Raw genomic sequence first — 1,911 nt, forward strand, 5'->3', positions numbered from 1 at the left:
GAGGAGCAGATCATCTGCTTTGCCGACTGCTTTTACTCCAAGGGGAATGTGGAGAAGCTGACCGTCGAGAAGAGCGTCGAAAGCCTCCGCGAGAAGCAGCGCGGCTATGGGAAGGACAATCTCGACCACTTCGATGCCTGGTGTACCCTTTTCCTATAACATCACATGAATCTACGGACTGAAGACCTCGTCAAGAAATACAAGAGTCGCACGGTAGTCAACCACGTCTCCATCAACGTCTCTCAGGGAGAGATCGTCGGGCTGCTCGGTCCCAACGGCGCCGGGAAGACCACCACCTTCTACATGACGGTGGGGCTGGTGGTACCCAATAACGGGCGGATCTACCTCGATGATGAGGACATCACGCGGGAGCCGATCTACAAGCGGGCACACCGGGGGATCAGCTACCTGGCGCAGGAGGAGTCGGTCTTCCGCAAGATGAGCGTGGAGGACAATATCCTCTCTGTCCTCGAGATGACCAAGCTCACTAAGGAGCAGCAGCAGGAGAAACTCGAGTCGCTAATCAGCGAGTTTGGGCTCGAGAAGGTGCGGACCAATCAGGGCGACCGGCTCTCCGGCGGTGAGCGCCGACGGACGGAGATCGCGCGCTGCCTCGCCATCGACCCGAAGTTCATCATGCTCGATGAGCCCTTTGCCGGCGTCGACCCGATCGCCGTGCAGGACATACAGTCCATCGTCGCCCGACTGAAGCGCCTCAATATCGGTGTGCTGATCACCGATCATAATGTAAATGAGACCCTCTCCATCACCGACAGAGCCTACCTTCTCTTCGAGGGAAAGATCCTCTTCCAGGGGACTGCGGAGGAGCTGGCGGCCAATGAGATCGTCCGAGAGAAATACCTCGGGACCGACTTTGAGCTCCGCCGGCGCACCTTTGCCGAGATCGATGCATGAGACAGGACCTGGGACAATTCTCTCCTCTCCTCGACCGAGCCGTCCGGGCCCTCGGCGGGCTGCCCGGTGTCGGCAGCAAGAGCGCCCTACGGCTGGCACTCTTCCTCCTGAGGGAGGACAAGAGCTTCACCCACGGGCTCACCGATGACCTCCGGACCTTCGTCGACGGCATCCACTACTGCAGCGAGTGCCACAATATCTGCGACGAGGAGCTCTGCGCCATCTGCAGCGACCCCCGGCGCGACCCGCAGCTCGTCTGCGTCGTCGAGAGCGTGCGTGAGGTGCTGGCGATAGAGCAGACGGGACGCTACCACGGGCGGTACCACGTCCTCGGCGGACTCATCTCGCCCATCGACGGCATCGGTCCCGACGACCTCTTCCTTGCCGACCTGCCCCAGCGGGTACAGGACGAGGGGGTGAGAGAGATCCTCCTCGCCCTAAGCACCACCATGGAGGGCGATACGACCAATTTCTACATCTACCGCCTCCTAAAGGATATCCCCGACCTCAGTATCAGCACCCTCTCCCGCGGTGTCTCCGTCGGTGATGACCTAGAGTATGCCGACCAGCTCACCCTCGGTCGCTCGATAGAGAACCGGATCCCCTTCTCCTCCACCCTCCGGGACTAGTAGGGGTGACGCATTTGAGGGGGGCACTGAGTGATACAGAAGGCCATTCAGCTCGCTGTGTAGATACAGAAGCGAAGCGCCCTTGGCGGTTCGCACCATCGTGCAAATATAGCACCCCAGCTGGGAGGAGTTGTCTCATAGAGTCTCTCCGTGTCTCTTTCTGCCTCTTCTTGGCCAAAATGCGTCTCCCCCCCTGCCGGGGTTAAGCCCTTCCTTCCGATAATCTGCATTCGGTGTAGATTCACCCCTCTCGATAATCTGCATTTGGTGTAGATTCACCCCTCCCGATAATCTGCATTCGGTGTAGATTCACCCCTCCCGATAATCTGCATTCGGTGTAGATTCACCCCTCCCGATAATCTGCATT

The 1,911-nt window shown here is 59.1% G+C and carries 2 protein-coding genes; both read left to right on the forward strand.

Annotated elements, in window-relative coordinates; genetic code table 11:
* Positions 1 to 165: 165 nt before the first annotated feature.
* Positions 166 to 915: an LPS export ABC transporter ATP-binding protein gene (lptB, locus tag Q0F21_RS07545; protein ID WP_288966278.1), complete on the forward strand. Its 750-nt coding sequence runs from the start codon at positions 166 to 168 to the stop codon at positions 913 to 915.
* Positions 912 to 1,544: a recombination mediator RecR gene (gene recR / locus Q0F21_RS07550; RefSeq protein ID WP_297238776.1), complete on the forward strand. Its 633-nt coding sequence runs from the start codon at positions 912 to 914 to the stop codon at positions 1,542 to 1,544. The genes lptB and recR overlap by 4 nt, the downstream gene beginning before the upstream one ends.
* Positions 1,545 to 1,911 lie beyond the last annotated feature (367 nt).

It is taken from the genome of uncultured Porphyromonas sp. (assembly GCF_934359325.1).
In the GTDB taxonomy this organism is placed as follows: Bacteria; Bacteroidota; Bacteroidia; order Bacteroidales; family Porphyromonadaceae; genus Porphyromonas_A.